Source organism: Vibrio sp. HB236076 (genome assembly GCF_040957575.1).
Taxonomy (GTDB): domain Bacteria; phylum Pseudomonadota; class Gammaproteobacteria; order Enterobacterales; family Vibrionaceae; genus Vibrio.
In genome coordinates this window covers 795,532-818,117 of the sequence record NZ_CP162601.1, presented here as the reverse complement: position 1 = coordinate 818,117, position 22,586 = coordinate 795,532, and the positions used below count along the sequence as shown (strand labels likewise).

General features: G+C 49.4%; 16 protein-coding genes. 10 read left to right on the top strand and 6 right to left on the bottom strand.

Translation table 11 applies throughout. From position 1 onward, the window contains the following. Nucleotides 1-2: 2 nt before the first annotated feature. Nucleotides 3-2,462 carry a bifunctional aspartate kinase/homoserine dehydrogenase I gene (thrA, locus tag AB0763_RS03610; protein WP_306101187.1) on the bottom strand — a complete coding sequence of 820 codons (2,460 nt, stop codon included), beginning with the start codon at nucleotides 2,460-2,462 and terminating at the stop codon, nucleotides 3-5. Between the two features lie 886 nt (nucleotides 2,463-3,348). Between thrA and AB0763_RS03605 the strand changes: the two genes are divergently transcribed. Further along, nucleotides 3,349-3,873: a hypothetical protein gene (locus AB0763_RS03605; RefSeq protein WP_306101186.1), complete on the top strand. Its 525-nt coding sequence runs from the start codon at nucleotides 3,349-3,351 to the stop codon at nucleotides 3,871-3,873. A gap of 58 nt (nucleotides 3,874-3,931) precedes the next feature. Here the strand turns inward: AB0763_RS03605 and AB0763_RS03600 are convergent, their stop codons facing one another. Beyond that, complete coding sequence (locus AB0763_RS03600) at nucleotides 3,932-4,420, bottom strand: putative 4-hydroxy-4-methyl-2-oxoglutarate aldolase (RefSeq protein WP_306101185.1); 489 nt, start codon at nucleotides 4,418-4,420, stop codon at nucleotides 3,932-3,934. A 468-nt stretch (nucleotides 4,421-4,888) separates the two neighbouring features. Between AB0763_RS03600 and arcA the strand changes: the two genes are divergently transcribed. Further along, entirely contained in the window at nucleotides 4,889-5,605 is a 717-nt protein-coding gene (arcA, locus tag AB0763_RS03595; protein WP_306101184.1) for a two-component system response regulator ArcA, read from the top strand. Nucleotides 5,606-5,696: 91 nt separating this feature from the next. Here arcA and AB0763_RS03590 read toward each other — a convergent pair whose 3' ends face one another. Then, nucleotides 5,697-6,221: a hypothetical protein gene (locus AB0763_RS03590; protein ID WP_306101183.1), complete on the bottom strand. Its 525-nt coding sequence runs from the start codon at nucleotides 6,219-6,221 to the stop codon at nucleotides 5,697-5,699. Beyond that, complete coding sequence (arcB, locus tag AB0763_RS03585) at nucleotides 6,211-8,598, bottom strand: aerobic respiration two-component sensor histidine kinase ArcB (protein ID WP_306101182.1); 2,388 nt, start codon at nucleotides 8,596-8,598, stop codon at nucleotides 6,211-6,213. Before arcB ends, AB0763_RS03590 begins: the two co-directional genes overlap by 11 nt. 743 nt (nucleotides 8,599-9,341) lie before the next feature. Between arcB and gltB the strand changes: the two genes are divergently transcribed. From gltB to AB0763_RS03550, 7 genes are all read left to right on the top strand, one after another. After that, complete coding sequence (gene gltB / locus AB0763_RS03580; RefSeq protein WP_306101181.1) at nucleotides 9,342-13,805, top strand: glutamate synthase large subunit; 4,464 nt, start codon at nucleotides 9,342-9,344, stop codon at nucleotides 13,803-13,805. 20 nt (nucleotides 13,806-13,825) lie between these two features. After that, nucleotides 13,826-15,238, top strand: coding sequence for an FAD-dependent oxidoreductase (locus tag AB0763_RS03575; RefSeq protein ID WP_306101180.1), 1,413 nt, complete (start codon nucleotides 13,826-13,828; stop codon nucleotides 15,236-15,238). Between the two features lie 221 nt (nucleotides 15,239-15,459). Beyond that, nucleotides 15,460-15,831: a DUF1499 domain-containing protein gene (locus AB0763_RS03570; protein WP_306101179.1), complete on the top strand. Its 372-nt coding sequence runs from the start codon at nucleotides 15,460-15,462 to the stop codon at nucleotides 15,829-15,831. Between the two features lie 58 nt (nucleotides 15,832-15,889). Then, nucleotides 15,890-16,594 (top strand): 5'-methylthioadenosine/adenosylhomocysteine nucleosidase, encoded by a 705-nt coding sequence (locus AB0763_RS03565; RefSeq protein WP_306101178.1) that lies wholly within the window; start codon nucleotides 15,890-15,892, stop codon nucleotides 16,592-16,594. Between the two features lie 5 nt (nucleotides 16,595-16,599). Then, nucleotides 16,600-17,541: a cobalamin biosynthesis protein gene (locus tag AB0763_RS03560; protein ID WP_306101177.1), complete on the top strand. Its 942-nt coding sequence runs from the start codon at nucleotides 16,600-16,602 to the stop codon at nucleotides 17,539-17,541. After that, on the top strand, nucleotides 17,541-18,353 hold the full coding sequence (locus AB0763_RS03555) for a helical backbone metal receptor (RefSeq protein ID WP_306101176.1): 813 nt from the start codon (nucleotides 17,541-17,543) through the stop codon (nucleotides 18,351-18,353). Before AB0763_RS03560 ends, AB0763_RS03555 begins: the two co-directional genes overlap by 1 nt. A gap of 169 nt (nucleotides 18,354-18,522) precedes the next feature. Continuing rightward, nucleotides 18,523-19,149 (top strand): TRIC cation channel family protein, encoded by a 627-nt coding sequence (locus AB0763_RS03550; protein ID WP_306101175.1) that lies wholly within the window; start codon nucleotides 18,523-18,525, stop codon nucleotides 19,147-19,149. Between the two features lie 44 nt (nucleotides 19,150-19,193). Here AB0763_RS03550 and AB0763_RS03545 read toward each other — a convergent pair whose 3' ends face one another. Then, nucleotides 19,194-19,886: an aspartate/glutamate racemase family protein gene (locus AB0763_RS03545; RefSeq protein ID WP_306101174.1), complete on the bottom strand. Its 693-nt coding sequence runs from the start codon at nucleotides 19,884-19,886 to the stop codon at nucleotides 19,194-19,196. A gap of 98 nt (nucleotides 19,887-19,984) precedes the next feature. Here AB0763_RS03545 and AB0763_RS03540 point away from each other — a divergent pair, with 98 nt between their 5' ends. Beyond that, nucleotides 19,985-20,878 carry a LysR substrate-binding domain-containing protein gene (locus tag AB0763_RS03540; RefSeq protein WP_306101173.1) on the top strand — a complete coding sequence of 298 codons (894 nt, stop codon included), beginning with the start codon at nucleotides 19,985-19,987 and terminating at the stop codon, nucleotides 20,876-20,878. A 135-nt stretch (nucleotides 20,879-21,013) separates the two neighbouring features. Here the strand turns inward: AB0763_RS03540 and AB0763_RS03535 are convergent, their stop codons facing one another. Then, nucleotides 21,014-22,315 (bottom strand): dicarboxylate/amino acid:cation symporter, encoded by a 1,302-nt coding sequence (locus AB0763_RS03535; protein WP_306101172.1) that lies wholly within the window; start codon nucleotides 22,313-22,315, stop codon nucleotides 21,014-21,016. Nucleotides 22,316-22,586 lie beyond the last annotated feature (271 nt).

Here is a 22,586-nt window from a genome sequence, read left to right as displayed (position 1 = left end):
CATTACACTCCTAACTTCCAACCTAAAGTACGCATGACATCGGCAAAGACACCGGCCGCCGTCACCTCGGTACCGGCGCCATAGCCGCGCAGAACCAACGGAATCGGTTGATAGTAACGGCTGTAGAAGGCGAGCGCATTTTCGCCGTCTTTGATTTTAAACATAGGATCATTGCCATCGACCGCTTGAATGCTGACCTGGCATTTGCCATCGGCAATTTCACCGACATAACGCAAGACTTTCCCCTGCTCTGCTGCTTGAGCCGCTTGCTCTTTAAAGTAGGCATCAGCTTGTGGTAGACGCGTTAAAAAGTCCTCAACGGATCCTGAGGCATCAAAACCCGGTGGCAAGGCAGGCACGACTTCGACATCGTCTAGCTCAAGTGACAGTCCCGACTCACGCGCCAAAATAAGCAACTTACGAGCGACGTCCATCCCAGACAAATCATCGCGAGGGTCTGGCTCGGTAAAGCCATTTTCTTTGGCAACCAAGGTGGCTTCACTCAGGGTCATGCCTTCGTCTAACTTGCCAAAGATGTACGACAAAGAACCGGATAAAATACCGCTAAAGCGTTCCAACTCATCACCGGCAGAGATAAGGTTTTGCAAGTTCTCGATCACGGGTAGACCGGCGCCAACCGTCGTTTCGTACATCAATTTGCGATGTGATTGTCTCGCTGTTGCACGCAACTGTTGGTAATACGCCATGCTGGCGGTATTGGCTTTTTTGTTTGGCGTTACAACGTGGAAACCAGCGGCGAGGAAGTCAACGTATTGCTCCGCAATATCCGCGCTGGCGGTACAATCGACAAGTACAGGGTTAATAATGTGGTTGCGTTGTACCAAAGACACCAAACGCTCAATGGTGAAAGGCTCACTGATGCTACCTAAACGGTCGCGCCAATTGTCTAAAGGCACGCCGGCACTGTCGAGTAGCACCCCTTTACTGTTCGCCAAGCCACACACGCGAATCACGATGCCTTTGCGCGCTAACTTCTCTTGTTGACGTTGAATTTGGTCGACTAACTCGCCGCCCACGCCGCCAAGACCGACCACGAAGACATCGAGGAACAGCTTGGAATTGAACAAGTTTTCGTGACACGCTTTGATCGCTTCAGAGACCTTGTCTTCAGGGATAACCGCAGAGATCGCGCGCTCTGACGAGCCCTGAGCAATCGCAATGATGTTAATGCTGACTTCGGAAAGCGAGGAAAAGAACTTCGCCGCAACACCGCGAGAAGTGCGCATGCCATCCCCAACCAAAGTCACAATGGCAACATTATCGACAAAATCAACCGGCTCGAGTAAGCCTTCTTTTAATTCGAGTTCAAAGGCGTCCGCTAAGGCCGTTTGTGCACGTACTTTATCTTGCGCTTCGATACAAAAACTGATGCTGTATTCAGACGACGATTGAGTGATCAACACAATCGAGACGCCCGCCGCAGACATACTGCTAAATACGCGGCTCGCCATACCCAGCATGCCTTTCATACCCGGGCCAGAAATATTGACCATGGTCAACTGGTTGAGCGTGGTAATGCCTTTGATTGGCAACTTGTCTTCACCGGTATCTTGGCCGATCAAGGTTCCAGGTCCTTGCGGGTTAAAACTGTTTTTAATTAAGCACGGAATTTGAAAACGCGAAATCGGGGCAATGGTTTTAGGGTGCAATACCGAGGCGCCAAAGTAACTCAACTCCATCGCTTCTTGGTAACTGAGTGACTTAAGCAAACGCGCATCGTCGACCAAACGCGGATCGCAATTGTAAACGCCATCGACATCGGTCCAAATTTCACAACACTCAGCGCGCAAACACGCGGCTAAAACGGCGGCAGAGTAATCCGAGCCATTGCGGCCCAAGGTCACCAATTCGCCCTGAGCATTACCAGCGGTAAACCCAGGCATAATGGCAATATGGCCATGTGGTAACGGCTCTGCGACAAAACGCGCGGTTGATGCGTCGACATCCACCATCGACTCTAAATACGGCCCTTTCGCCAAGAGATATTTAACTGGGTCAATCAGGAAGGTTTGGCGACCTTTGGCATCCAATACGGCCTTCATCAACTGAATAGAGACTCTTTCTCCCTTGCTGATAATGCGCGCATTGACGTGGTCTGGACACATGCCCAGTAAATGAATCCCTTGCACAAATTGGCGCAGTTGGCCAATCACTTGTTGCACGACCCCAGCAAAGGTCTCGCGATCTAACGGGCCAACCTGTGCTTCGACGCGATCGAACAACTCAATAAAGGAAGTGTTTAGTTCTGAAATCGCGCTTTCACAATCTTGTTTCTCGAGTGCTGACTCAATGATCGCGACTAATTTATTGGTGGTTTTTCCAGGTGCAGACAGCACCACAGACACCTCACCTTGTTGAGCGGTATTTGCCACGATATCGGCTGCGCGTAAAAATCGGTCCGCATCGGCTAGCGAAGACCCTCCAAATTTAAGAACTCGCATCCCTTCCTCCAATTTAAAAATTCTGTAACCTGTCTATTTAATTAACTCGTTCTTTACTTATCGTTTTACTTATTGAACAACATTCGAGCAAAACCCCTTCGCACAATAACCTCTTTTTGGGTTTAGCGGCAGATTTACCCGTATAAGCTCTAAAGTTGAGAGAATTCTCATCGCAATTTGACGATAAAAAAAAGGCCCGTATCTTGTGGGATACAGGCCTTAGTTTATTTTTTGCGCTTAGCAGCCTGCCCCAACATGCGCGATGTCGGTAATAATAATCGTTGTCATTGCTAGGCTAAGCTGATAAGTCATCAATTCATCTACTGTGTCTGTCGTAATCTCTGACACTACGTTTACCGAAAAAGCCACAAATAGTCAATAAAAAGTTTATTTTTATCGAGTTTGTGCGTAAATGAATGCCAATGGCTTAAAAAGACACATCATGCCCCCCGGTGTTGACGGTGAACAAAGAGAACAGCGACTGAGGTGAACATTTTTTAACCTAGCCAGAATTTGCCGCTATAATTAAGTCAATGACCCCCTCAACAAGCAAGCGCACGTCGCTAGTGTCAATCGGTTTGGTGACACGAGTGTGGTGCTCTGAAATCGCAGGGGGATGCGAGACAGCGAAGTGAAAGAGAATAAACGTTGCCACAGCGCTAAAACGCAGAGAACGGCCTCAATCTGACTAAGCGGCATCGCGAGTTACACGCCTCCTGATTGAGGTTGAATCAACCAGAGAATAAAAACGACAACAAAGGACAAACGCCCAGCGGTGATAATTTATATCAGTCTGATTAAGTCTGTGGCCAATGATAACACAATAAACCACAGCTTCACCGGGGCGTTGAATGGAATCTCAGTGTTACTTTGCAGTGGGTAGCCTATGACAAAACAATGCAGCATACAGACTTGGTGGCTGGCCATGCTCCTTTGCATGCCTTCAGTGGCATGTGCGCAATGGCCTGAAATCGACTTTTGGCCCTTTTCAGCCCTCAAGCCACCGGTACTATCAACGACATCGACATCGACGGCGCAACAAAAACTCTACATACACGGTAATCTGGTTGAAGAGTTCGATGAATGGCGCATTGATACCGGCTATCGCTATCCGATTCTCGACAATGTCGACTTTGTTTTTGCCACCCGTCTAGAGCATTCGCAAAACAGAGGCGCTCAGGGATTGCTCAGTGGTGTGCGCTATCAATTGACGCCAGCGCTTTCCATCGACAGTGTGTTACACCGTCAATGGCAAGCGCACGACTCTGTCAACGACACCGAAAAAACTCAGCTGCTGTCGGCTGAACTGAGCAGTCGCTACCAACTGACAGAGACGCTGGATTTACACGCCACCTACGACTATCAGAACATCGAACAAGCCATCGCTGTTGGGATAGGCTTTCGATTTTAACCGCCTCTTCCTCTCTCTTTCTTACTTGCTTGATCACCGACAGCGACAGAGGGAGTACCTACAAGGTAAAGTCTAATGGGGTATCGCTAAGTAAGATGCCATTCCAATCGGCATAAAGATAGCTGCCCGGTACGACAATTTGATTATTCATGGTCAGCGGGACATTCATGGCGCCCGTGCCACGACGATGGGTTTTAAAAGGGCAAGTCCCCAAGGCTTGAATACCAATGTCCATTTGGGCGAGTTGGGCGACATCTCTTAACGCCCCAAAAATCACAATGCCTTCCCAGCCATTGTCTATGGCTTCAATGGCCATTTGATCGCCGATCAAGGCGTGCTGACAAGAACCATTGCCATCCACAACCAAGACTTTACCTTGCCCAGGTTGGCCGATCGCTTCTTTTACTTTTGAGTTGTCGTGATAACAGCGAACCGTCACCACCTCTCCCCAAAATGCCACTCGCTGACCAAAACTCGATAATGGCAAGTTGAGTAATTTGACCTGATCACCATATTGATCACAAATATCTGGGGTTATGTCTTGCATGTGTCCTCCTTGAAACTAAACTATTGATTGCGTGGTTTAGGCTTACCACTCAACCTCTACGACTATCTTGCATGATCCTCGACGAGATTCATACTGAAATGTGCTTCCCTTTTTATGCAAACAAGTTAATAACATTAATAGTAAGCCTCAACGCGATGCATAACGACGGCTAAATCCACCTTTTTTATCACTTGATGCAAATCAACAAAGTTGCGTGAATAAGCTTTTATCCATTGTTAGCAAGGTGTTAAGATACTAGAATCCAAAACCGAACGATTTGTAACCTTTGGGTCATCGCGATGGCATAAAGATTACAATTCTCACAAGAATATCCAGCAACAGAAACGTTAACCGCTTCGTCGCCCTTAACTTGGACGTGGTGACAAAAGCGCAAGAATGGACACTCCAGGTTAATTCTGGCCGCGATGTTCTTAAGCAACGCTTTTATCTTAGATTTAGGAACCACAAATGCAAACCCCACAAATCCTTATCGTGGAAGACGAGCAAGTGACTCGCAATACTTTAAAAAGTATTTTTGAAGCAGAAGGTTATCAGGTCTTCGAGGCAACTGACGGCGAAGAAATGCACGTCAGTTTATCCAATCACGCCATTAACTTAGTGATCATGGACATCAACCTCCCCGGTAAAAACGGTTTACTGCTCGCCCGCGAATTACGAGAAAAAGCCAATGTCGCTTTGATGTTTCTCACCGGTCGTGACAACGAAGTCGACAAGATCCTCGGTTTAGAAATTGGCGCAGATGATTACATTACCAAACCGTTTAACCCACGAGAGCTGACCATTCGCGCGCGCAATTTGTTGAGCCGCTCGATGTCAGAAGCCCCTGCACCGCAACCGAAAGTCAATGTTGAAAAATACACCTTCAACGGCTGGACACTGGATATCAACAGTCGTACCTTGCTCAACCCATTAGGTGAGAGCTACAAGTTGCCCCGCTCCGAATTTCGCGCCATGATTCACTTTTGTGAAAACCCAGGCAAAATTCAAACTCGCGCAGAGTTGTTACTCAAGATGACCGGTCGAGAGCTCAAACCGCACGATCGCACCGTTGACGTCACCATTCGCCGCATTCGCAAACACTTTGAATCGGTCCCTGGCACGCCGGAAATCATCACCACCATTCACGGTGAAGGTTACCGCTTTTGTGGCGACTTAGACAGTTAGTAACACCAATCTGATGACGTCTGTGGCCTGTGATAGCGCAGAAAAAAGCGTGAGATTGGTCTTCGCTTGTCCTTTGCCCCACAACGGACGTTCAGTGGATCAAGGCTAACTTAACGCCATGGTTCACCAGCCAATAACGCTGATCTTGATAGGCAATTTCCACCGCGAGGTTAAATTGCCTATCCAAGTCAAACCCCGCCAACCAAGGCCAATGAACCTCTATAACCCAGCGGTACGGCAAGGCGCGGTTCAGGAAATAATGCGGCTTGCTGAGTGTCCATTGATTTTCGCCTTGTTGAATACGAATGACAGTAACGCCAAGCTCAGTGGCAATGTCTTGCGATGAGACTAAGCCCAACTCCCCCTCAATATCATGGTGAGATGTGATACCGACTTCGCCAATGACTGGCAAAGTGTCATACCAAAAGGTACTGTTTAGCGATATCTGGCTTTGACCCAGTTGAATCTGATCCGCTCCTTGCCATACCGATTCGCCGCTTGGCGTACTCGGCGAGGGATCGACAAGAGGCCGCGTTGGGCTACACGCCCCTAACCAAGCGCACACTGCGAGTAGCGTGCCTACCTTTATCACCTTGGAGCTTAATTTACTTGGCATCGTCCCGGCCTTGTAACCACTGCTTTAATACCTTCAGATCGTAGCGGTATTCGGTTTTTATTTCCTCGACCCAATCCGGCAAATTTTCCCACCACGCTGGGTGCTCTGGCGATTGTGCTAACTGAGCTAAATGCTGAATGTGCTGCAACCCTATCGACCCTGCCGCCCCTTTTATTTTATGCGCTTGAGACACCACCCCATCTTGATCGTTGGCCAGGATATTAGAGTCGAGAATCTCGAGGTACTCGCCCATCATCTCTTCAAAAATACTCAAACTTTGATACACCGGCTCAGTCCCGACAATGTCGACATACGCGGTTAACATACTCAGATCCAATACCCGTTCAAACTCTTGCTGATCGACTTGGGATGACGGGGCAACGGGCATTGCCGATTCACTTTTTGCCTTTGTCAGTGGCGCAGAGGCCATCGCCATAGAGGCGTCTTGGGCAATACAACGGCTGATCACGGTTTGTATTGCTTGTACCGCGAGTGGTTTGCTGATCACTTCATCCATGCCTTGGTCTAAATACTCGCGTTTATTTTTCAAAACGTTCGCGGTTAAGGCGACCAAAGGCGGCAAAGCGTCATAGTGCTGGCGATAATACTGCGCGACATCAAACCCTGTCATATCGGGCAATTGAATATCCAACAGCACTAAGTCATATTTATCGGGCTCAAAGGCATCAATGGCCTCTTGACCGGACATGGCCACGGTGACTTGATGCCCTAAGCTCTCCAATAACGAGCAAGCCACTGTAATGTTTAAGGCGATGTCTTCCACCATAAATATCGCCAATGATGGCTGAGCAAGAGGGACATCTTGACGTATACTGCCCTCATCCACCACCGGGGCATTGAGCGTCAAGGTAAAGGTACTGCCAAACCCCAACTCACTGCTGGCACTGATGTCTCCGCCCATTAATTGCATCAGTTGCTGCGATACCGCAAGACCTATTCCAGTACCAACGGCGTGTAAATTGTCTTCCGTCGATTTCACTTGGTAATACATGGCAAAGATCTTTTCTAACTCTTCGGCCGGAATACCGACGCCGGTATCTTCAATTTCAATCGTCAAATCGACCGATTGCCCTTGTGGCTCGGCCAGGACCGTCATCACCACGCCCCCTTCTTGGGTGAATTTCATCGCATTGCTGATCAAGTTCCAAATCACCTGTCTTAGCCGAGTACTGTCGATCAAAATGGCCGCTGGCAAGGGCGATAGACGCTCCAGATCAAATCGCAATCCATTTTGGCCCGCCATTAATCCCGCGAGGCTTTCAATCTCACTGACAAAATCTTCAACCATCACCGTTTCGGGATACAACTCTAATTTGCGCCGATCAAATTTATCCATATCAATGATGTCGTTAAAAATATGTCCTAAGGTCACTGCACTGACGTAAACGGTCTGCATCTGTTTACGCTGCTCGGCGGTCAATGAAGAGTCGAGCAACATACGACTTAACCCAACAATACCGTTAAGCGGTGTGCGCAACTCATGGCTAATGGTGGAAATGAAGGTGGTTTTATCCCGGCTCGCCTGCTCAAGGGACTCCTCGTGGTGTTTGCGCTCCGTAATATCTCGCCCAAAGCCCATCAACCCCAAGTGCTGGCCTTCGTGACTGTAAAAAGGCACTTTGCGAATTTCGAAATAGTGTTTGCGGCCATCGGGGTATTGCAACCATTGCTCGTAGGTAATGGCTTGATTAGAACGAAACACTTGCTGGTCGGTTTCAATGATGGGTTCCGCCACTTCATCGCCATAGACTTGGCGCGGGGTTAGGCCAACCAACGCCTGTTCACTGTGCCCAGTCAGCTCTTCCATGGCGCGGTTACACCCGGAAAACACCCCTTGTGCATTGCGGTAATAAATTAAATCTGGCGACGCATCGATGAACGAACGCATCAAAGCGGTGTGTTCGGCCAATTCCTCTTGGGTTCTTTCGCGGTGTTTGACTTCTTGCTCTAAATCTTTCATCGCTTGTTGGCGAGACTTTTCGGCCTTGATCTTAGCTTCGATTTCCTGATTTAACTGCTCAATGTTCTCATGCAGCTGTTGATTGAGCTTCTGATCGCGATCGCGCATTTGATTGAGCTTTTCCACCAGCAATGCCAGTCGTTGCCGTGACTCTTCGAGCTGGTCGACGACCACAGACAAAAAATACACCGCCCAGGGGGTGATCAACAGACCAAAAAACGCCGAGCGCACAATATCGATGTCGTGCACACTGCCTTGCAGCGCCAAGGTGATCCCAACTTGAACCACCACCGCCAAAGCAATTAACGCCAAGGCCAATAAAAGAGAAAAGCGCACTAATCCAAGCTTGACCAGCAAGTCAACGTAATACTGCGCGAGGTTTTTCATTGGTTTCATTTACGCTTCCACATCCTAAGTAATTCGGTTTAACGGCGCGACATCGCCACCCTCTATGCTGATTGTACAACATCCATAGGGTACTTTGAGGTAGGCACTCTAAACCGCTTGATATTTGCCGCCCGTCAAACACGCTCCCCGCCCTTGCGACAAGCCATCGCCAACAGAAAACACGGTTAACCACACGCCGAGATGACAAGAGTAGGAAAATAACCACAAGCCGTAAATACCGCCATCATTTGATGGTCGCTAGAGCGATATTGAGCGCGTTACGCCTTATCATCCGTCGCCAGTAAAGGGAAGCGCACAACCTCAGAGTGATTTTGCCTACCGATGTCGCACTGCAATGCCAGAACTCGTGCAACAAAGGTGATAAACGCGATGCACAACAACCAGGTTATCGCCCAAACAGGGTCAGAAGTGAATGATTTTCCTCACCTATTGATACCCCAATAAAAGACAAAAATATAAATCATTGATTTTAAACAAATAAAAAACCAGCATTTTCTTTGCTAACTTGTAGTAATATTTTTACTATGGTGCTTGACCTTTGCGCTATTTACGATTAGTTTGTGAGGTCCATAAAAATAATCATCTAATACACGAGAAATTATTTCCACGTTTATAGAATAACTATCTAGAATAATGCCAAAAATACAGCATAGTTAGTCATTATTATTCGTTCCACAAGGATATAGGAATGGATTCTTGCTGGAACGCAGAGAAGCAAAGGGAGAATTGCAATGGCTCTTTATGATCCTCGTCTTGAAAAAGACAACTGTGGGTTCGGTCTCATCGCCCACATGGAAGGACAACCCAGTCACAAATTAGTTCGCACCGCAATATCAGCGCTAGACCGCATGACCCACCGCGGCGGTATAGCAGCCGATGGTAAAACGGGCGATGGCTGTGGCCTATTGTTACAAAAACCCGACTCTTACTTGCGATTGATCGCTGAAGAGCAAGGATTTACCCTAGGTAAGCAATACGCTATCGGTATGATTTTTTTAAGCCGTGATCCGATCAAATCGCAAGCGGCCAAAGACATCATCAATCACGAGCTAACGCAAGAAACGCTGACCATCTCAGGTTGGCGTGAAGTCAAAACCAACCCGTCAGTCCTCGGCCCAATTGCCGCCGACTCGCTGCCCAACATTCAACAAGTCTTTGTCTCCGCTCCCGCGGGGTGGCGTGAGCGCGATATCGAGCGTCGCCTCTATATTGCTCGTCGCCGCATCGAGAAACAACTCACGGATGATCAAGACTTTTACATCTGTAGTTTATCGACACAAGTCATTGTCTATAAAGGCTTGTGTATGCCTGCAGATTTACCGCGATTCTACGTTGACCTCGCGGATTTGCGTATGGAATCGGCTATTTGCCTATTCCACCAACGCTTTTCAACCAACACCCAGCCACGCTGGCCACTGGCACAGCCTTTCCGCTACCTAGCGCACAATGGTGAAATCAATACCATTCAAGGCAACCGTCAATGGGCAAGAGCGCGTGGTTACAAATTTAGCTCGCCACTTTTGCCTGACTTGCAAAGTGCTGCGCCGTTTGTCAACGAAACCGGCTCTGACTCATCAAGCCTAGACAACATGTTAGATTTGTTTTTATCTGGCGGGATGGATCTGTTCCGAGCGATGCGTATGCTCGTGCCGCCAGCGTGGCAAAATCACCCTGATATGGATGAAGACCTGCGCGCGTTTTACGACTTTAACTCCAAGCACATGGAACCTTGGGACGGCCCAGCGGGGATCGTACTTTCCGACGGCCGCTACGCCGCCTGTAACCTCGACCGCAATGGCTTGCGCCCAGCGCGCTATGTGATCACCAAAGACAAGCTCATCACTCTCGCTTCTGAAATCGGTATTTGGGATTACGCCCCCGATGAAGTGGCGAAAAAAGGCCGCGTCGGCCCAGGGGAACTCTTGGTCATCGACACGCGTAAAGGCAAGTTGTGGAGCTCTGATGAAATTGATAACGACCTAAAAAGCCGTCACCCTTACAAAGAATGGATGGCGAAAAACGTTCGTCAATTAATCCCGTTCTCTGAAATTCCAGAAGACCAAATTGGCGAGCGGGACTTCGACGTCGACACCTTGCGCACGTATCAAAAACAATTCGCCATGACGAACGAAGAAGTCGATCAAGTCTTGCGCGTGGTCGCCGACCTGGGCCAAGAAGCCGTGGGGTCGATGGGCGATGACACGCCAATGGCCGTGCTGTCTTCTAAAGAGCGCTTAATCACGGATTACTTCCGTCAAAAATTTGCTCAGGTGACCAACCCACCGATTGACCCGCTGCGCGAAAAGCACGTGATGTCGCTGGCCACCTCGATCGGTCAAGAAATGAACGTGTTCAACGAAACTGACGGCCACGCTCACCGCGTCACGTTTGACTCTCCCGTACTCTTGTACTCTGATTTACAGCAGTTGCTGCAATTAGAAGACGAGCACTATCGCCACACGATTTTAGACATCAACTTTGACCCGCAAGAGAGCGATCTTGAGCAAGCGATTGTCAATCTCTGTGAGCGAGCGGAAGCACTCGTGCGCGAAGGCACCGTCTTGGTGGTACTGTCAGACCGAGCCATCACCAAAGGCAAGCTCCCTATCCCAGCCGCCATGGCGGTGGGCGCGATTCACACTCGCTTAATTGATGCCAACTTGCGCTGTGATGCCAACATCATAGTGGAAACCGCCACAGCCCGCGACCCGCACCAGTTTGCCGTGTTGCTCGGCTTTGGCGCGACGGCAGTATACCCATACTTAGCCTACGAAGCGCTCGCGAAATTGGTCGACGATGGTGCTATCGATAAAACCTTCCACGTCGCACTGCAAAACTACCAGCAAGGCATCAACAAAGGCCTTTACAAGATCATGTCGAAAATGGGCATCTCAACGGTTGCCTCTTATCGCTGCTCTCAGCTCTTTGAAGCGGTTGGCCTTAGCCAAGATTTGGTCGATCTGTGCTTTAGAGGGGTCGCAAGTCGCATTCAAGGGGCGACGTTTAGCGACTTCCAACAAGACATGTTTAACCTGTCAAAACGCGCTTGGACCAAACGCAAAACCCTCGAACACGGCGGCTTGCTAAAATACGTTCATGGCGGTGAATACCACGCTTACAACCCCGATGTGGTCAGTTCACTCCAAACCGCGGTAAAAAGTGGTGAACCACAAGATTATCGCACCTATGCCAAACACGTAAACCAGCGCCCTGTCGCAACCTTACGCGATTTGATGACGCTCAAAAAAGCCGAACAGAGCTTGCCACTTGAGCAAATCGAACCGAGTACTGAGCTGTTCAAACGCTTTGATTCTGCCGCGATGTCGATCGGTGCATTAAGCCCAGAAGCGCACCAAGCACTCGCCGCGGCGATGAACCGTCTTGGCGGTTATTCCAACTCAGGCGAAGGTGGTGAAGACCCACAGCGCTTTGGTACCGAGCGCAACTCGCGAATCAAACAAGTTGCCTCGGGCCGCTTTGGGGTGACGCCGCATTACCTGACCAATGCCGATGTGCTGCAAATTAAAGTCGCACAAGGCGCGAAACCCGGTGAAGGCGGCCAGCTTCCCGGTCACAAAGTCACGGCTGAAATTGCTCGTTTGCGCCACTCGGTACCAGGAGTGACGTTGATTTCACCGCCGCCACACCACGACATCTACTCGATTGAAGATTTGGCGCAATTGATCTTTGACTTAAAACAGGTCAACCCCAATGCTCTGGTCTCGGTCAAACTGGTTTCTGAACCGGGCGTGGGCACCATCGCCACCGGTGTGGCCAAAGCCTATGCCGATTTGATCACCGTTTCCGGTTACGACGGCGGGACAGCAGCCAGCCCATTGACATCGGTAAAATACGCCGGTAGCCCATGGGAACTCGGCCTAGCTGAAACGCAACAAGCTTTGGTGGCCAATGGCCTGCGTCACAAGATCCGCCTGCAAGTCGACGGCGGGCTTAAAACCGGGCTCGACGTCGTCAAAGCGGCTATCCTGGGTGCGGAAAGCTTTGGCTTTGGCACGGCCCCTATGGTCGCCATGGGCTGTAAATTCTTGCGTATTTGCCATCTCAACAACTGTGCAACCGGGGTGGCCACCCAAGATGAAACCCTAAGACGTGACTACTTTAAAGGCTTACCAGAAATGGTGGTCAATTACTTTACCGGCCTTGCTGACGAAGTGCGCGAGCTGCTCGCTGAGCTTGGCGTTGAAAAACTCACCGACTTGATTGGCCGTACTGACTTACTCGAGGTAATCGAAGGGATGACGGCGAAGCAAAGCAAGTTGGATCTGTCACACATCCTTGAAGCGCCGATCTCACCTGAGGGACATCCGCTTTATTGGACACAGCCCAACAAGCCATTTGATGACGCTAAACTCAACCAAACGATCCTCGATGATGCGATTGAAGCGGTCGAAGCACAACAATCACTTGACTTGTTCTATCGCGTGCTCAACACCGATCGTTCGGTTGGCGCTCGCCTATCGGGTGAAGTGGCCAAACGCTATGGCAACGGCGGCGTCGCAGCGTCACCGATTCGCATCAACCTCGACGGGACTGCCGGACAGTCCTTTGGGGTTTGGAATGCCGGCGGCGTTGAGCTTTACCTAACTGGTGACGCTAACGATTATGTCGGAAAAGGCATGGCGGGCGGTAAAATCGTCATTCGCCCTCATGTTGGAACGGCGTTTAAATCTCACCAAGCGACCATCATCGGCAACACCTGTTTGTATGGCGCCACCGGTGGAAAACTGTATGCCGCCGGTACGGCTGGCGAGCGCTTTGGCGTGCGCAATTCAGGAACGATTGCCGTTATTGAAGGTGCTGGCGACAACGCGTGTGAATACATGACTGGCGGTATTGTTGCGATACTTGGCAGTACTGGGGTGAACTTTGGTGCAGGGATGACCGGCGGGTTTGCCTACGTGCTTGATGCGCACCAAGACTTCTCAGGTCGAGTCAACAATGAGTCGGTTGAAGCGATTTCGCTTTCGGAGTTGCCGATTCACCAAGAACACTTACGTGGCTTAATTGCTGAACATCATGATGAGACAGGCTCTGACCACGCACTTGATATCCTCGTTAACTTTGATCAGTGGATCCCACAATTTTACTTGATCAAACCCAAAGCGGCGGATCTCAACACATTACTTGGTCACCAAAGTCGAAGCGCATCGGAACTGCGCGTTCAAGCTCAATAAGTTGTGAAAGGAAGCGAAAAATGAGTCAAAATGTTTATCAATTTATCGACGTAAAACGCATCGATCCGGCGAAAAAACCCATCAAGGTGCGCAAGATCGAATTCGTTGAAATTTACGAACCTTTCACCCACCAACAAGCCAGCGCGCAAGCGGACCGCTGCTTAGATTGTGGCAACCCTTATTGCGAGTGGAAGTGTCCGGTTCACAACTACATCCCCCAATGGCTGAAACTGGCCAATGAAGGGCGTATTTTAGAGGCAGTCGAACTGTCTCACCAAACCAACAGCTTACCGGAAGTGTGTGGCCGAGTGTGTCCACAAGACCGCTTGTGTGAAGGCTCGTGTACCCTCAACGATGAATTTGGTGCCGTGACCATCGGCAATGTCGAAAAATACATTACCGACAAAGCCTTTGAGATGGGCTGGAAACCCGACATGTCTAACGTTGAGTGGACGGACAAAAAGGTCGCCATCATCGGCGCCGGGCCCGCGGGTCTGGCTGCGGCCGATGTACTGGTTCGCAATGGTGTCAAACCAGTGGTCTTTGACCGCTACCCAGAAATCGGGGGATTGCTGACCTTTGGTATCCCTTCTTTCAAATTGGAAAAAGGGGTGATGGAAAATCGCCGCCGCGTCTTTACTGAAATGGGCGTAGAGTTCCAACTCAATGTTGAAGTCGGTAAAGATGTCTCGATGCAGAGCCTAGTCGATGAGTACGACGCGGTCTTTTTAGGTGTGGGTACCTATAAATACATGCGCGCTGGGCTTGAAAACGAGGATGCACAAGGGGTTTATGATGCCTTGCCGTTTTTGGTCTCCAACACCTACAAAGTGATGGATTTGCCAACCGAATCGCCTTACATCGACATGGCAGGCAAAAACGTTGTCGTACTTGGTGGGGGGGATACCGCGATGGACTGTGTCCGCACTTCCATTCGCCAAGGCGCGCAAAACGTCATCTGTGCTTATCGCCGCGATGAAGCGAACATGCCGGGCTCGCGCCGTGAAGTGAAAAACGCCAAAGAAGAAGGCGTGAACTTCATGTTCAACTTGCAACCGCTCGGTATCGAAGTCAACGCTCAAGGTCAGGTCACCGGCGTCAAAGTTGTCAAGACCGCCCTAGGTGAGCCCGATGACGCAGGCCGTCGCCGCCCAGAACCGGTTGCCGGCAGTGAACACACCCTAGCAGCGGATGTGGTGATCATGGCCTTTGGTTTCCAACCACATCAGATGGATTGGTTAGCGCCTTTTGGTGTTGAACTGGATCAATGGGGCCGTATTAAAGCGCCATCGAGTCAGTCATTCCAATACCAAACCAGCAATGAGAAAATCTTTGCCGGTGGCGATGCCGTACGCGGCTCTGATCTTGTCGTGACAGCCATTGATGAAGGTCGTAAAGCCGCTGAAGGCATGCTCGATTTCCTAGACGTGTAAACCGCATCGGCCAGTCTAAGGCCGATTTAAGAGCAGACTCAGCCTCGATTGCCATCGGTATATCGGGGCTTTTTTATTGATGATAAAATTCTGTGCCAGAACCGTGATAGACAAGCCATTGTGTGCCATCATGGTTTTATACCAATCTAACGAGATAGCTGGCCATGTTTCGACACCCCCTTATTTGCCTATTTTGTTTACTCACCCTAGGAGCCTGCAGCATGAATCAACCTTTTAAAGCCAAAATTGACACGCCGTGTGGCGATAAGCCCAATTGTGTTGCCAGTGTTGATCAGCGCGAAGATTTTCATATCGCGCCTTGGACGTTAACCCCAAGCGCCAGTTTTATTCAGGTGGTCTCCGCCATACAAAGCGTCCCTAGTAGCAAACTGATCAGTAAAACGGACGATTACGCCCATTTTACCTTCACCAGTCGTTGGCTTAAATTCGTCGACGACGTCGAAATACAACAGCGCGGCGATCAAGTTTTCTTGCGTTCAGAATCGCGCATCGGACATTCTGACTTTGGAGTCAACCGCAAAAGAATGCTCAAATTGGGACAAAAACTCAAACAGCTCAGCCTTATCATCTAGTGAGTCGCTAAGTTCTTTTGGTATACTCGGGCTTTATTTAGCAAAAATGATCGAAACCATGAAAACAATCGGAATCATCGGCGCGATGGAGCAAGAAGTCGCGATCTTAAAATCGGCAATGACCGATATGCGCAGCACCAAAAAAGGCGGCTGCCAATTTTACCAAGGCAACATTGAAGGCGTACCCGTTATCTTGTTGCAATCTGGGATCGGTAAAGTTGCCGCGGCGGTCGGTACCTCGCTCTTAATCAGTGAATTCCAACCCGATGCCATCATCAACACCGGTTCAGCGGGCGGTTTTGATCCTTCATTAAATCTAGGCGATGTGGTGATTTCCACCCAAGTTCGGCACCACGATGCCGATGTCACCGCGTTTGGTTATCAAATTGGACAAATGGCAGGCCAACCTGCGGCCTTTGATGCTGATCAAGCTCTCATTGAATGGACCGAACAAGCCCTAGCCACGGTTTCTCATCCTCCTCACGTAGTGCGCGGCCTGATTTGCACCGGCGATCAATTCGTCTGTAGCAGTGAAAAACAGCGCTGGATCCGCGATCAATTCCCCGGTGTCATTGCCGTAGAAATGGAAGCGGCAGCGATTGCTCAGACCTGTCACCAATTTTCGGTCCCATTTGTAGTCGTGCGCGCCATCTCTGACGTAGCAGACAAAGCCTCCCCGATGAGCTTTGAAGAGTTCTTGCCTTTAGCAGCCAAAAGCTCTTCAGAAATGGTGACCACGATGCTGAAACAATTACAAGGCTAATTGGCATGACAAACGGCGCAACGGCATTAACGACAATCGCACCCGCTTTAATTGTGGCCGTTGCTCTGATCATTCACGCCCTACTGCCTATCCCCGCCTCGTTTCACCCAATCACCTGGTGGAAGCAATTTGCGAAACAGTTGTCGAATAAAGTCAATCAGGGACACGCCCGATACCAGCAGTTTGCCGGCGCCTTGGCTTGGGCGATGATGATACTGCCCAGTGCGGCGCTTTTGTGGGCGGTCAGTAGCCTGGTTTGGCAACAGCAACTTTATCAATTAGCGCTGTTGTTATTGGCTCTCGACCTGCGCCCGATGTGGAAAACCATTCAAACCGTCATTAACGCCTTACAGCAAGACGACAAACAACAGGCTCGCCGTCAACTCAATCAAGTGCTCAACCGCGACTGCGATACGCTTTCTGCGCTGGGCATTGGTAAAGCCTGCGCTGAATACCTCATTATGGGCTTTGGCAAGCACGGCTGGGCGGTGGTATTTTGGTTTCTGTTCACCGGAGGCATCGGCGCCTTACTGTATCGATTGTGCAGTGAGCTCAGCCGGGTTTGGTCAGTCAAGCTTGACAACTATCAAGACTTTGGCCGTGTTAGCCACACCATAGCCAATACGCTCAGCGCCTTACCGCTCTGGCTGTTGTGGCTGTGTACCTTTATTGGCCCGCAACGACAACAGATATGGCAACAACGACAAACTTGGTGGTATTGGCGACCGCAAGTTCACGGCGCGTTATTAGCCAGTATTGGTGGGCAATTAAGCCTCTCTCTTGCCGGTCCTGCCCTCTATCAAGGCAAAAAGTTTATTCGCGTCAAGCTCGGCGGACGCATCGCCCCTGCGCCTTATCATTTGCATCAGCTGCGCACTTGGCTTGTCTATCGCATTGCTGTGTTGATTTTTCTCAGCGCGATGCTTTTTATTGCGATCCGCTGGTAATGTCTCGCTTACTGCTTCTGACCCTCTTGCTTACCACCAACAGTTGGGCCGCGATGGCACATCGCGTGATCACGTTATCGCCTCATGCCACAGAGCTCGCGGCATCGGCGGGGTTATTGCCCAACATCGTCGCCGTCAGCGAAGCCAGTGACTTTCCGCCTTCGGTGATAGACTTGCCCAAAGTCGCCAATTATCACGGTCTCAACATCGAAAAAATTGTCGCCCTAAAGCCAGATTTAATCATCGCTTGGCCCAATGGCAATCCGCAAAAAGAGGTGTTATTGCTCAAAAAGTTAGGCTTTCACATTGTCGACAGCGCGCCGCAAACCTTAGCCGAAATTGCCGATAATATCGACATGCTCAGCCACTACAGTGCCAACCCCAGTGTGGGTCGCGCCGCTGCCGCCGAGTTTCGTCTTGCACTCACTCGCTTAAAACAGCAATACCACACTCAACGCCCCGTGCGCTATTACTTTCAGGTATCAGCAAAACCGAGCATTGCCATGTCCGACCACGACTGGCCCAGTGATATTTTTCGCTTTTGTGGTGGCAAGAATATCTTTGCCGACGCGCCCAATGCTTACCCTCAAGTGAATATTGAGCAAGTCGCGTTAAAAGCCCCTGAGGTCATTTTTACCAATACGCCCTCGTTTGCCAACGACTGGCAAGCGCTGAATGCTCAAATCCCGGCTTTGGCCAAGGGTCAAGTTTGGTCACTCAACTCAGACTGGCTCACCAGAGCAACCGTCAGAAGCCTCGAGGCCGTCAAACAAGTTTGCCAGTTTTTATCGATTGCTCGTGAGAAACACTAACACTTTAAGGCAATATTTCGTAAAATCAGCGCTGCTTTTTCGCGACGCTTCACCCCTATTGTCACGAGGAGATTTGGCCAACAGGATTTGTCACTGATGTGCCACGTCACTTGCCTATAGACCTCTCGGGCGAGTTAATTTTGTTGTTTTTGCGCTCAAAGGAACCATTTTGAACTCCACGCTACTGTATTCATTCGACTTATTTGGTACCGCAATTTTTGCTATCTCTGGCGTATTATTGGCCGGGCGACTAAAAATGGACCCTTTTGGCGTCATCGTGTTGGCCAGTGTCACCGCCATTGGTGGCGGCACCATTCGCGATATGGCGCTCGGGGCGACTCCCGTGTTTTGGATCCGTGACAATAGCTATTTATGGGTGATTTTTATCACCTGTATCACCATGATGATTTTGGTCAGGCGACCTAAGCGTGTCCCTTGGTGGGTATTACCGGTTTGCGATGCGGTTGGCTTAGCCGTGTTTGTCGGCATTGGGGTGGAAAAAGCCTTAAGCTACGATGCAACGCCTTTAGTGGCGGTTTTAATGGGCATTCTCACCGGTTGTGGGGGCGGCATTATTCGCGATGTGCTCGCCAGAGAAGTACCGATGGTACTGCGCAGTGAAGTGTACGCGACAGCTTGTATGGTCGGCGGGGTCTTTCACACCACGGCATTAGCGATGGGCTATGACAACGCGACCGCTTTCATTTCTGGCCTTTTGTCGACGCTATTAATCCGACTCGGCGCCATCCGCTGGCATTTATCATTGCCAACGTGTGCCATCGATAGAGAGCGATAAGCGAGATTGAGAACAGGGAAGCCCTCCCTGCTCTCTACCATCGATTACGCTTGGTAATAATAGTAATTCACGCATTGCTCTGCCAGTAAGTCTAAACTGTCCAGCGCGCGCTGCTTTTTTTGCTCAGAAAAGTCATCAAATGCCAATGGTATCTCGGTACAACCCAAAATCACGCCATCGGCGCCATCGGCAATCAGTTGATCGAATATCGGTGCCATCAACTCACGTCCCTTGGCAATATTGCCAGCTTTCACCGCTAAAATCCCTTCCATTACTTGGGCTTGGCCTTGCTCATCGGGCTGAAGAGGCTCTAACCCGCGGTCAAGGATCCCTTGACGATAGAGGTTAATTTTGATGGTGGCATCCGTTGCCATGATGCCGATGCGTTGCATTTTTTTCTCTTGCGCCGCATTGAGCACGCTATCGATAATGCTAATAAACTCGACACCGCGGTTTGAGAGTTTTTCTAGCCAATGATGGGCAGTATTACAAGGAATGACAACTTTGGTCGCCCCTGCTTGCTTGAGGTTGTCGAGATCCTTCAACAAGACATCAATCGGATCGGCCCCTTGGTGTAATATGCACGTGGTGCGGTCGGGCGTGGTCGGATTATTCGAAATAATCATAGGGATATGTTCTTGATCACAGGTCGCAGGACTTTTTACAACGATGCGACGCATAAAGTCAACGGTAGCCATTGGCCCCATACCACCCAAAATACCTAATTTCTTTTGCATAATTTACTCTCCAATTTTGAGAGCAATTTAACAAGATCAAATCTTGTACAGAAATGAAATAACTGACATAGTCATGCATGATCTGCATAGGAGGTCAAATGCAAAATATCGAAACAAAATGGCTTTTGGACTTTTTAAAACTCGCCGAATTGCGCAACTTTTCTAAAGCCGCCGAAGAAAGGCATATTACCCAATCGACATTCAGTCGCCGTATCCAAGCACTCGAAAACGCCGTCGGCTGCCAGTTATTTGACCGTGACACTACCCCCGTCACCCTAACCCAAAGTGGTATAGAATTTCGCTCTAGCGCGCGCAGCCTAGTGATACAACTTGAGTATGATCTCGAGCGACTCAGCGATCTTTCGGTACTTGGCCATCAAAAAGTCAGCTTAGCCGCCGGGCACTCTATCGCAACCGACATCTTGCCTTTAATGAATTTTAACTTATTCAGTGAAGATACCGAGACCATCCTTGAAGTTCGTGCGATCGACATCGACGACGCGGTGAAAATGCTGCAAGAGAATGCCTGTGATTTAATGATGAGTTATAAAAACGTACAACTTCATCACGCCAACTACCTCACCCATAAACTAGGCGAGTCAAAAATGCTCTGTGTCACCGGACTCGACCAGCAAGGCCGAGCGAAATACAGCCTGTCGCGCCATACTCTCTCACCTTGGATCATGCATTCATCGGGCAGTTTCATGGGCCGCCTTACCAGAGAAATGGGGCATTATTACGCGTTGCAACCCGTGTTTTCCTCATCGATGACCGAGCTGGTGAAAGCATTAATTATTCAAGGAGAAGGGATAGGCTGGCTGCCTGAGCACAGTATTAAACAAGCGCTTAACAACCAACAGCTCATCGTATTGGATCAAGAACAAGCCCCACCGATTGCTGAAATTTACGCTTATCGCTCGACGGCAAAACTTCATCACGCCGCAGAGCGGGTCTGGCAAAAACTCAAAGGGTACAACAATATCGATTGGTGATCCTGGCCGCCTGCCGAACAGGGCCAGATGACGACAGTATGAGGCGTCTTAGCGGGGAGTGCCTTAATAGGTAACATGAAAAGAAAAAAGCCCCAGTGACTGGGGCTTTTACAATTGGTGATAGATACGTTGAGCTTACGCCGTGGTGCTTTTTGAGCTCATCTCACCTTGTGGTACGGTCTCGGTGCTGTTGTAGATGTCTTCGTTCAACTCACCTTCGCTTTTGGCGATAAGGATAGACACCATCATGTCACCACACACGTTAACTGTGGTACGAGCCATATCAAGGATACGGTCAACACCAGCCACAATCGCTAAACCTTCAATCGGTAGGCCAACGGTGGTCAAAACCAGTGACAACATGATCAAACCCGCACCAGGTACACCAGCGGTACCAATCGACGCCAAGGTAGAAGTCATGATGATCAACATGTAATCACTCATCGACAAATCAATACCAAAGGCTTGAGCAATAAACAGCGCACACACACCTTGGTAAAGTGCGGTACCGTCCATGTTGATGGTCGCCCCTAAAGGCAATACAAAGCTTGATACGCCTTTCGATACACCGGCTTCTTCACGCGCGGCTTTGATGGTAGCCGGTAACGTACCTGAACTGCTGGTGGTGGTAAAAGCAACCGCCGCTGGGTTCATAACCGCTTTTAAGTAACGAACTGGGTTTAATTTGGCGAAGACTTTCAATACGCCAGAGTAGAACACAATCACGTGGATCAAACAGCCGATGTAAGCCACCGCAATCACTTTGATCAGAGGCAATAAGATATCAAGTCCGTATTTACCCGCGACCCAAGCCATCAGACCAAAGACACCGTAAGGCGCGAGCTTCATCACAAGCTCTGTCAATTTGTACATGGCTTCTGCAAGGCTTTCAAAGACTTGAACTGCTGGTTTCGCTTTTTCACCGATCAAGTTAAGTGAGATACCAAGACCAATAGCGAAGACGATAATTTGTAAGATGTTACCCGCGGCAAGAGCGCCAACTGGGTTTTTCGGGATCAGGTCAAGCAGAGTTTGCACGAGAGAGGGCGCTTCTTTACCTGATGATGCCGCTTCTTTGGCGACCATATCTAAGCCACTGCCCGGAGTGAACACAGCGGCTAACACCAGACCAATGGTGATCGCAACCGCCGTCGTACCTAGGTACAAGGCAATCGCTTTCGCGCCAATGCGGCCCATTTTGCGTGAGTCTTGCATCGAAGTAACGCCGACCACCAAAGAGCAGAAGATCAAAGGTACAATCAACATCTTGATCGCGTTAATAAACAAGGTACCGATGAACTTAAGCGATTCGGCTTCAGGGCCCATGATCGCACCAACGATCACACCTAAAACCATACCGATTACTATTTTTTTCCACAACTCAAGTTGTGACCAAAAGCCACGACCTGACTGAGTCGCTGAGTCCTTTTCTGCCATAATCATTCCCTTTTTCAATTTTCAGTAGCACTGCTGATAGTCAGCCTAACAACAGTGGTGGTAAAACAGTGTTGCTTTCGTACTGTCATAAACATTGCAACTATAATGCCAAAATAACAAATAAAAATAACCATTAATTATCAACAACTTGTAAAACGACCTTTATCATTACCAGCTATAACCAAAGTTATAGACAAAGATAACAAGAAAACAAATCATTAATAATCATAAAGTTAAAAAACTTATAACCATTATTATACTATAACAAAAG

What these genes read in the sequence shown, in the direction of transcription:
- AB0763_RS03545 (WP_306101174.1), bottom strand. Translation starts at nt 19,886, where the DNA reads ATGCAAAAGAAATTAGGTATTTTGGGTGGTATGGGGCCAATGGCTACC.
- arcB (WP_306101182.1), bottom strand. Translation starts at nt 8,598, where the DNA reads ATGAAACCAATGAAAAACCTCGCGCAGTATTACGTTGACTTGCTGGTC.
- AB0763_RS03590 (WP_306101183.1), bottom strand. Translation starts at nt 6,221, where the DNA reads ATGCCAAGTAAATTAAGCTCCAAGGTGATAAAGGTAGGCACGCTACTC.
- AB0763_RS03555 (WP_306101176.1), top strand. Translation starts at nt 17,541, where the DNA reads ATGTCTCGCTTACTGCTTCTGACCCTCTTGCTTACCACCAACAGTTGG.
- AB0763_RS03575 (WP_306101180.1), top strand. Translation starts at nt 13,826, where the DNA reads ATGAGTCAAAATGTTTATCAATTTATCGACGTAAAACGCATCGATCCG.
- arcA (WP_306101184.1), top strand. Translation starts at nt 4,889, where the DNA reads ATGCAAACCCCACAAATCCTTATCGTGGAAGACGAGCAAGTGACTCGC.
- AB0763_RS03565 (WP_306101178.1), top strand. Translation starts at nt 15,890, where the DNA reads ATGAAAACAATCGGAATCATCGGCGCGATGGAGCAAGAAGTCGCGATC.
- AB0763_RS03605 (WP_306101186.1), top strand. Translation starts at nt 3,349, where the DNA reads ATGACAAAACAATGCAGCATACAGACTTGGTGGCTGGCCATGCTCCTT.
- gltB (WP_306101181.1), top strand. Translation starts at nt 9,342, where the DNA reads ATGGCTCTTTATGATCCTCGTCTTGAAAAAGACAACTGTGGGTTCGGT.
- AB0763_RS03540 (WP_306101173.1), top strand. Translation starts at nt 19,985, where the DNA reads ATGCAAAATATCGAAACAAAATGGCTTTTGGACTTTTTAAAACTCGCC.
- AB0763_RS03570 (WP_306101179.1), top strand. Translation starts at nt 15,460, where the DNA reads ATGAATCAACCTTTTAAAGCCAAAATTGACACGCCGTGTGGCGATAAG.
- AB0763_RS03600 (WP_306101185.1), bottom strand. Translation starts at nt 4,420, where the DNA reads ATGCAAGACATAACCCCAGATATTTGTGATCAATATGGTGATCAGGTC.
- thrA (WP_306101187.1), bottom strand. Translation starts at nt 2,462, where the DNA reads ATGCGAGTTCTTAAATTTGGAGGGTCTTCGCTAGCCGATGCGGACCGA.
- AB0763_RS03535 (WP_306101172.1), bottom strand. Translation starts at nt 22,315, where the DNA reads ATGGCAGAAAAGGACTCAGCGACTCAGTCAGGTCGTGGCTTTTGGTCA.
- AB0763_RS03560 (WP_306101177.1), top strand. Translation starts at nt 16,600, where the DNA reads ATGACAAACGGCGCAACGGCATTAACGACAATCGCACCCGCTTTAATT.